General features: G+C 56.6%; 9 protein-coding genes. 1 reads left to right on the plus strand and 8 read right to left on the minus strand.

The window, feature by feature from the left end:
• Positions 1 to 349: 349 nt before the first annotated feature.
• Positions 350 to 1,252: a DUF1566 domain-containing protein gene (locus L3J03_11630; GenBank protein MCF6291630.1), complete on the plus strand. Its 903-nt coding sequence runs from the start codon at positions 350 to 352 to the stop codon at positions 1,250 to 1,252.
• A 189-nt stretch (positions 1,253 to 1,441) separates the two neighbouring features.
• Here L3J03_11630 and L3J03_11635 read toward each other — a convergent pair whose 3' ends face one another.
• The 8 genes from L3J03_11635 to L3J03_11670 all read right to left on the minus strand — a co-directional run.
• A complete protein-coding gene (locus L3J03_11635) occupies positions 1,442 to 2,125 on the minus strand; it encodes a 5-formyltetrahydrofolate cyclo-ligase (GenBank protein ID MCF6291631.1) in 684 nt (227 codons plus the stop codon).
• A gap of 239 nt (positions 2,126 to 2,364) precedes the next feature.
• The gene (locus L3J03_11640; GenBank protein ID MCF6291632.1) at positions 2,365 to 3,411 is read right to left on the minus strand and encodes a serine hydrolase; all 1,047 of its coding nucleotides are present in this window, start codon (positions 3,409 to 3,411) and stop codon (positions 2,365 to 2,367) included.
• Between the two features lie 153 nt (positions 3,412 to 3,564).
• Entirely contained in the window at positions 3,565 to 3,747 is a 183-nt protein-coding gene (locus tag L3J03_11645) for a hypothetical protein (GenBank protein MCF6291633.1), read from the minus strand.
• A 178-nt stretch (positions 3,748 to 3,925) separates the two neighbouring features.
• Complete coding sequence (locus L3J03_11650) at positions 3,926 to 4,687, minus strand: polysaccharide biosynthesis tyrosine autokinase (protein MCF6291634.1); 762 nt, start codon at positions 4,685 to 4,687, stop codon at positions 3,926 to 3,928.
• Between the two features lie 42 nt (positions 4,688 to 4,729).
• Entirely contained in the window at positions 4,730 to 6,301 is a 1,572-nt protein-coding gene (locus L3J03_11655) for a Wzz/FepE/Etk N-terminal domain-containing protein (GenBank protein MCF6291635.1), read from the minus strand.
• A gap of 149 nt (positions 6,302 to 6,450) precedes the next feature.
• A complete protein-coding gene (locus L3J03_11660) occupies positions 6,451 to 7,623 on the minus strand; it encodes an outer membrane beta-barrel protein (protein ID MCF6291636.1) in 1,173 nt (390 codons plus the stop codon).
• Between the two features lie 24 nt (positions 7,624 to 7,647).
• Positions 7,648 to 8,223 carry a polysaccharide biosynthesis/export family protein gene (locus tag L3J03_11665; protein ID MCF6291637.1) on the minus strand — a complete coding sequence of 192 codons (576 nt, stop codon included), beginning with the start codon at positions 8,221 to 8,223 and terminating at the stop codon, positions 7,648 to 7,650.
• Between the two features lie 18 nt (positions 8,224 to 8,241).
• Positions 8,242 to 8,472: hypothetical protein (locus tag L3J03_11670; protein ID MCF6291638.1), on the minus strand; the 231-nt coding region annotated here is incomplete at its 5' end.

Raw genomic sequence — 8,472 nt, forward strand, 5'->3', positions numbered from 1 at the left:
TTCGCCGCAACGGCGATTCGGAAGCCATAAGCATATCCTGCCGAAGTTGTTTCAAATTCCGCTTTTACCGTCACGGCTGCGGCTCAGGGTCCGCTACACCGTTCGGTATAAGAAAACCCCTTTCCCGGTCCAACCTCAAACCTACGGGGTTTACCGAAACCTTACCCACAAAAAACTTGCAATTTCCCGGGAAGCGATATAAATTCACTGATAAGAATAATTCTCAACTGTTTCATGTGTCCGTCAATGCCAACCAAGGGGAGAGGCCATGCACTTTTTTGACAAGCTCGGTGTAGAGACAAAGGGAGCGTACATTGATTGGAGTCTGACCCCGGCAGACACCTTTGGGATGTTTGAAAGTTGGGGCGGCAAGGAGCGGATCCGTAATAAAACGGAGCGTTTTTATTATTTTTACGTGGACAACTGGGGCAAAAGGCCCTGGGTCTGCCTGATGGAACGGGGGATCAAGTATGCCCGGGTCCTGGCCCGGATCGAGGCGCCGCAGGAGTTGGTCGACCAATGCGTCCGCAATCAGGGCCTTTCATCTTATGACCAGAGTTACGCCATTGATGCCCCCTTGAGGCAATGGCTCAATCATAATGTTGTGGAGCCCGGCGATCTTTCGCAGGTGGTGGTGCTCGTTGAACACGGTTCCGGGCTGGTCCGGGAAACCGGTCTTCCCGGCAGGGCGGAGACGGGCCCGGATATGGTTCCGGTGACCCTGCGGAGCCGGCCGATGAAGGTGCTGGAAGCAGATATTGACTCCCTGGTCCGACAGGGGAATTTTTTTGACCGGCATCACAACCCGGGCGGAGATTTCCCGAAATTTCTGGTTGATAATGAAGATGGCGAGACAGTGACCGAAATGGCCGGCGGCTTGATGTGGCAGCGGGGCGGCAGCGATATCACCTCGATCCGGACCGGCCGGAACATTGTCGCCGAACTGAACCGGGCCCGTTTCAAGGGTTTCAACGACTGGCGCCTGCCCACCATTGACGAGGCCCTTTCCCTCATGTGCCGGGACAAAAACGGCCAGGGGTTGTTCCTCCACCCCTGTTTCTCGGTGGAGCAGCCCTTTATCTTCACCGCGGACCAGCGCCGGCCCGGGGGCCATTGGTTTGTCGATTACAGCAATGGCACCGTGTTCTGGGCCTCGGGCTTTAATCCCGGCGGTTTTGTCCGGGTCTGCCGGAAGGCAGGGGACAGGGGACAGAAGACAGAGGACGGAGGACGGATGACGGAGGACGGATGACAGGGGACCCTCCTTCGCCTGATGGCTACGGCGGGCAAGCAGAAAAAATATGGAGCAGTGATCATGGACCGGAATATAATATTTTTCTGACTCTGACTTTCTGACTTCTGACTTCTGACTTCTGACTTCTGACTTCTGACTTCTGACTTCTGACTTCTGACTTCTGACTTGCACCCTGCACCCTGCACCCTACGCCCGGCGCTGGTGAAGCTGGCGGAGCGGGGTGATTTTACGGATCCGGTCCATGGACAGGCGGTCCCAGAAGATCCGCGGTCTGCTTTTTTTCTGTTGCGGGAAGCGATGGATTCCATCAATATCCAGGATGCCGGTCAAGGGGATGTCCCAGGGATCGATCGGCAGCAAGGCGGTCCCGGTCGTTGCCATGGCCAGGAAGGCCGCATCCCGGGCCAGCCCTCCGGCCTCGGCCAGGATGGCGCCGGCCAGATCGAAAAAACCCTTGCCGTTTCCGAGCCGGTTACCCCTTTGATCCACTGCCACCGCATCGGTGAGCAACAGGCCAATGTTGAGGCTGTCAAGTTTTTCCAACCCAAGATACTCTCCGAATTGATCCATCCCCTTGGGGGTTACGCTAAAGCCCAGTTTTGGGAAGGGGATCGTGCCGGGTCGCAGCAGGACAAAACCGTTTTTCAGGCTGGGGGTCGGCATCAACAGGCGCTTGTTGTCCAGCAGACTGTTGATCCGGACCTGGTGCAGGCAATGGGCCGGGGTGACAAAGATGGTTCCGGCCCGGCGGTAGACCTCGTCTTTTCTAAGCAACTCCGCCATTCTGCCCCAGTTTCCTGTTTGCGGTTGACCTGGTCCCTGGTCCAGGAACATTGCCCGGACCCGTTCCTTTTCGGTTATTCCTGTCATATTTTTCTAACTGCCGGTGGTAAAGGAAGTGCGGGCTGGAGGTCGACAATCACCCCTGTTTGATCTGGAGAGGCCATTGTCCTGCCCTGTTGGCCGGCTTTGATTAACAGGTGTCAGAGGACAGAGGACAGAGGACAGAGGATGGAAAAGAACAGTGGACAGTGGGCAGTGGACTGTGAAAAAATATGGGGCGAATCGTGGCCCGGAATACAATACTCCCTGTCCCCTGCACGCGGTGATCAGAGCTGGGCGATCTTGCTGCGGTCCGCAAGGACCGGAATACCCGGGCCGTGCTGCTGCTGGCGGCGGGGGCCGGCGGCCGCCAGCTTGCGGCCGGCCGCCCGGCCCGGGCGCTGTTTTTCAGCAAACCCGTACTCCACCAACCTGCTGATGTCCTTCCACATCGAGCTGCTGCCCAGCAGCGCAACCACTATTTCCGTTTGCCCTCGTTTGAATTTACCCACATAGGTCTGGCGGGCCGCGTAGGTGTAACCGGTCTTGCCGCCCTGGGCCCCGTCGATCCGCCAGAGCGCCTTGTTGTGATTGCGCAGGGTGGTGCCGTCCATGCCTTTCATCGTGGCTCGTTGGATACGGGCCGCGAACTCCTTGTTTTTCATGGCCTTGTTGAAGATTGTCGCCAGGTCCCGGGCCGTGGTCTGCTGGCCCTTGGCAGTGAGCCCGGAGGCGTTCTTGCAGATGGTCCGGAAGGCCCCCAGTTGCCGGGCCTTGCTGGTCATCATTTTGGCAAATGCCTTTTCAGAGCCGGCCATTTTTTCGGCCAGGGCCACGCTGGCGTCGTTGGCCGAGGCCACGAGGACCGAGTCGATCAGATCGTTGGCATGATATGATCTGCGCGGGTCCAGGTAGACCTTGGAACGTGGCATCCGCGCGGCCCGGCGGCTCACCGGAACCTGGTCCCGGTTATTCAGTTGCTGGATGGCGATCAGGCCGGTCAGCACCTTGATGGTACTGGCCGGCTGGCCGGGCCGGTTGGGATCCAGGGAGAACAGGTGACGACCGGTGCGGGCATCAATGACAATCGCACTTCGGGCTGAAAGTTTTCTGGCCAGTCCAGTGGAAGAAATGGCGCTTTTATTGATGCTTGCCGCTCTGTTCCTTTTGTGCCCTGATGTCTTGGCAACAGGAGGCCGCCGTTTATGAATAGTGCTGATGATCGGCCATTTTTGTACTGTTGGAGGGCCTTGGGCAGAGACGGATCTCGGGGAAAAAGGGGCACAGAGACAGAAAACCAGGAGAACAATCAGGCTGTGAGTCACTGCTTTCATGGGCAAGCACACGCTGCTTGTTTTGGTTGCTTGTCTACTGGAATAATTTTGAGAAGATGTAAGTTAATCAGTCATCTACAGAAATTGAAGTAAAATGTCAAATAAAATTTAAGGATATTGGCTATCTTGTTGTTTGCGCGTAATTCTTTTTTTTCATGTTTTTTTGGGGTTAACAGCCGGGCCGGGGAGCGCCGGGCGTAAACATTCAGTAAACCCCCTCCTATCGGGAAAGGGGTCTTCTTCTACCAACGGCCGCTCCATTGAGAAGGGCCGGCTGTTCATAAACAGGCTATCAAGCAGGAACTCGCTTCGCCGCAACGGCGACTCGAAAGCCATAAGCATATCCTGCCGAAGTTGTTTCAAATTCCGTTTTTGCCGTCACTGCCGCGGCTCAGGATCCGCTACACCGTTCGGTATAAGAAAACCCCTTTCCCGGTCAAATCTCAAACGTACGGGGTTTACCGAAACCTTACCGCCGGGCTGGTGGCAGTGCAGGGCCCCTGCCCGGGCAACCTTATTGGTAATAGTCGCGGTAGATGGCATATTCCTGTTTTGTAATCTTGGTGCGATTGAGTACAAAACCGAGGAATTTTTCCTCAGGAAGCAGGGCCAGGGCCTTTTTCACATTCTGGATCGAGGTCCGGCCGGCCTGGACAACAAAAAGGATTCCGTCAACCAGCGGGGCAAAGGCAACCGCGTCGGCCCCGTACAGGACCGGCGGGGTTTCGAAAAAGATGTACCGGTCCTTATAGCGGTTTTTCATCTCAACGATCAGGTCCTTCATCTTCGGAGAGCCGATGAGTTCGGTGCTCTCCTGGATGGTCCGGCCCCCGGAAATAAAGGTCAGGTCCTCAATGTCGGGCCGGATGAGAAGTTCACTGATCGGCACCTCATCGACCAGATAATCGATCAACCCCTTGGGGCTGTCAACCCCCAGCCGTTTATGGATGTCCTGTCGTTTCAGGTCGCAATCAACCAGGAGCACGGTCTGGGCGAATTCCTTGGCAAAGGTGAGGGCCAGGTTGATTGCGGTGAGGGTCTTTCCTTCGTCCGGCAGGGCGCTGGTAATCATTATCGTATTCCAGCCCTTTTCCCTGGTCCGCTGCAGGATCTGGGTCCGCAGGAGCTTGTAGATCTCAACCTCGACCGAGTCGGAGGAGATACACACGCAGCGGTTTTCCTGCAACTTCCCGGGCTCAAGGATGACCTGGGCGGTTGATCCGGAATTGTTGGCCGGCGCTCCCCCGGCCGTGTCGAGCGTTTTTTCTCGGTTCATGATCTTTCCGTTGTTTTTTCCGCTTGAGCAGGCCCGGCCCGGTCATACGCCGAGTTTTCGCGACAGCTTGGCCCACAGCACGTTGAGGTCCATGACGTAAAGATGGAAAAGGAGTACCGCCCCGACCAGCAGGACAACCGCGCCCACGGCCAGGCTCAGATGTTTGATCCGTTGCCGGGTTAAATCCTTTGTAGTGACGATTTCCGGGATGCTGACCAGTACCGGCCGGGAAGTGGCCCGAGCAAGATCTTCGGCGTTATAGACCGCATTGTCGGTGAACTCCTTTAAGGCCGCCGTGCCGACCCCGGCGCCGACAGCCAGAACAAGCCCGACCAGGATAATGGCCAGCCGGTTCGGTTTATACGGTTTTTCCGGCATCCGGGCCGGATCGATCAGGGTAAAGCGTTCTCCTTTCTGATCTTTTTCAAGCCCATAGGCAACCTTTGACTCCATCAACTTCCGGGAGAGATCGTCATACTTGGCCTGGGTGGCGTCCCGCTGGATAACCAGGTTTCTGTACTCTTCGCCGACCCGCGGTGTCCTTGCCACCCGGCGCTGGTAGACAGCCGCCTTTTTTTCAAGATCCTTGATCTGCTTGCCCAGGGATTTAATCTCCATGACAGTGGTCGCCAACTGGGACGCCAGTGAGATATAGGCGGGGTTGTCCGGCTGTTCTTCTGTTGAGGCAACGGATTTTTTCAACTCGGCATACTGTTTCTCAAGTTCGGCGATATCCGCCCTGGTCTTGGTCACGTCGGGGTATTCAGCGGAAAACCTGGTCTGGTAAAAGGCCAACTGGCTGCGCAACTCCTTCAGCCGGTCTTTTTTATCGGCCAGGGCCAGCTGCGCCGGGGTGGTGGCCAACTGGCCCCGCAGGTATCCCTGTTTTTCCTTAAGGCTGCGCAGCTGTTCGAGCAATCGCTCCAGGGTCAGTTCCACCCGCTGCAGGACCTGGAGATTGACCTGGAGAAACTCGGGCAGCTCATTGGCGTGCCGTTCCTTGAACCGGGTGATGGTGTTATCGTACTTGACCAGATCGATTTTTATCTTGTTGAGCTGGCTCTCAATGAATTCGGAGGTGCCCATGGCCTGTTTCTCTCGAACCTTGAGGTTTTCCTTAAGGTAGAGCGAGGTGAGCAGATTGGCGACCTGGTAGGTCTCCTTGGCGGTCTCGCCCTCATATGAAAGGGTAAAGGCGATGGTGGCGGTGCCCGGCCTGCCGGTGCGCGGGTCGATTATATCGGCGCTTATCTGGCCGAGTTTTATGGAGTCCCGCAGGATATCAACCAGTTCCTCCCGTGTTTTCCTGTCCCGCAGGTCGGGATAGAGATTAAAACGGTCGATAATGTCGTTGAGCCGCGAGTAGCTCATTATCTTCTGGTTAATCGATTGCAGGCGCTGTTCAGCATAGCTGGTTACCGAGGACATTACGAATTCGACCGGGATCTCCTGTTCTTCAATCAGGATGGTGGCAGTGGATACATAGATGGCGGGCAGGAGCAGGGCCACCAGCACCGCGGCCAGAAAAACAATGGCAGCCGGGGTTATCAGGCTCCACTTTCTCCGCTTTAATATCGCGATATAATCATTGACCGTCATTTCTTGCGGTTCCATGCTTTTCACCTTTGTCGGTCTCGCAACCACCCGCTCGACGGACGTGATTCGTCTTGTAACTTGTTGATTTTATTGGGTGGCATTTGAAGCCTTTCGGGTTGTTACGAGTTCATCACCTTTGGTAATCCGGTTTTTTCAACAGGGCCGGATTATTCAAACAGCGCGGATTGATATCTGAGCTGGAAAAAGAGAAGGCTGCGTTTTTTATCGGTATCGTCCTTGGAATCACAGATGCGGGTCAAGGTATAGGCGGCGATCAGATCGAGATCATCGGTTATCCCGTAGCGGAGCCGGGGGCGGATGCGAAAGGTCTGCTCATCGCTGTCCCGGCCGCCGAGCTGACCACGCTCGGTCCGGTTCCGGTAATACCCGGCGCTGAGCTTTCCCCGGACCGTGTCGGAGAACTTCCGGCCCAGCTCCAGCACTGCCGAGGTTTTTTCGGTTGTCCCGATTCTGCCGCTGGCCGCGGCCATATCATGGGACAGGCTGATGTCGCTGCTGGTGTATATCCCCTCGGAGGAAAGGGAGACCGTTCCCGTTGCTCCCCACGAACCCTCGGTCAGGCCGATGGCCTCGTACCTGGTCGACGTATACCGGGGACCGATGGAGATATCGCCCCGCAGGGTCTCGCTGAAATCCCGGCTGACGCCAACGGTCAGGTTATAGTTTTTTATTGCCACCCCGGGATAATCATATCGTCCGGCGGCAACATTCACCCTGGCCGCGGTGGGCTTGGTAAAGGCGCTCAGGTTGCGGCTGAGCCCGAGGCCGAGGTTATACGATTCTAGGTCAAGGGAATCCGAGCCGGCAAAATCATCGCTTGAATAAGCCGCGTTTCCGCTGACCGCGGTTTTTTCATCCGCCAGCATATAGCTCCAGGCAAAGGAGTACTGCTGGCGGTCGCGGGCCTCGGTACCCAGCACCAGGCCGGTCTCCTCGATATCGCGGTCAGGCCGGGAGTCCCGGGTGAAAGTCGCTGAGGCGGACAGGGACAGGCGCGGGCTCAAGCGGTATTCGAACCGGCCGGAGAGTTGATGGTCCCAGTCATCGAACTGTTTGTTCTTGGCATGGTAGATTCGGTTGAGCCGCCCGGTCAGAGAGGCTTTGAGCCGTTCCGACATCCGGCGGAGCCCGATTTCGGGGGAAACGGTGGTAATGAAATCATGGCGCTCATTGTTCCGCGTAAACAGGATATTGTCATTGTACTCCTGGCGCAGGGTCAGGGCCGGGATGATCTCGAGCCGGCCGCTCTTACCGCTGGCCGGGTTTGGCGGAACGGCGAACAGGAGGCCGGCAACAAGCAGGGTGATTTTTTCTTTCATGGCGACTCTACGGGGTACGGCTGCTCAGGGAACAACGAGTACATCCCCGCGTTGCAGCAGGATGTTCTGGGCCAGGTTCCTGTTGTCGGCCACCTCGTCATAATTGAAAGAGAAGCTGGTGGTTGTCCCCTTCTCTTGCCTTAAGATTCGAATCCTGTCCTTTTTGGCAAACGGGGTGAGTCCGCCGGCCAGGGCCAGGCCCTGCAGGACGTTGATATTGGCGTTCAGGACAAACCGGCCGGGCTGGCGGACCTTGCCGATCACATAGATCAGCATACTGTTGATCTGGTTGACGCTCACCGACAGAACCGGATCGGTCACATAGCGGGAAAGTTTCTTTTCCAGCTCCGATTTCAGCTGGGCAACGGTTTTGCCGGCAGCCACCACCTCGCCGATCAGCGGAAATGAGATCCTGCCGTCCGGCAGGACAATAACCCCCTTGGTCAGGTCCTTGTTTTTCCAGACCGAGACCTCAAGCATGTCCCCGGGGCCGATCACATAGCCGGTGTGCGGCGGCCCTGCCGTGATTTCGCCGGCCGCCAGGGGCAACCACGCCAGACAGACCACGATGAAAATCAGATATCCGGTAACCTCTTTCATATCCTGTTTCCCACCCGTTTATATGGAAGTCGTTCCGGACGAAGCGCGGTGTCCGGGGAGATTTTCATTGTTCGTTGTGGCTGCGGCCCAGAAGTTATGGTCCAGCCATGGTTTGTTTTTATGGTAAACATTCAGTAAACCCCTCCTGTCGGGAAAGGGGTCTTCTTCTACCAACGGCCGCTCCATTGAGAAGGACCGGCTGTTCATAAACAGGCTATCAAGCAGGAACTCGCTTCGCCGCGGCGGCGA

It is taken from the genome of Desulfobacterales bacterium (genome assembly GCA_021647905.1).
Taxonomy (GTDB): domain Bacteria; phylum Desulfobacterota; class Desulfobulbia; order Desulfobulbales; family BM004; genus JAKITW01.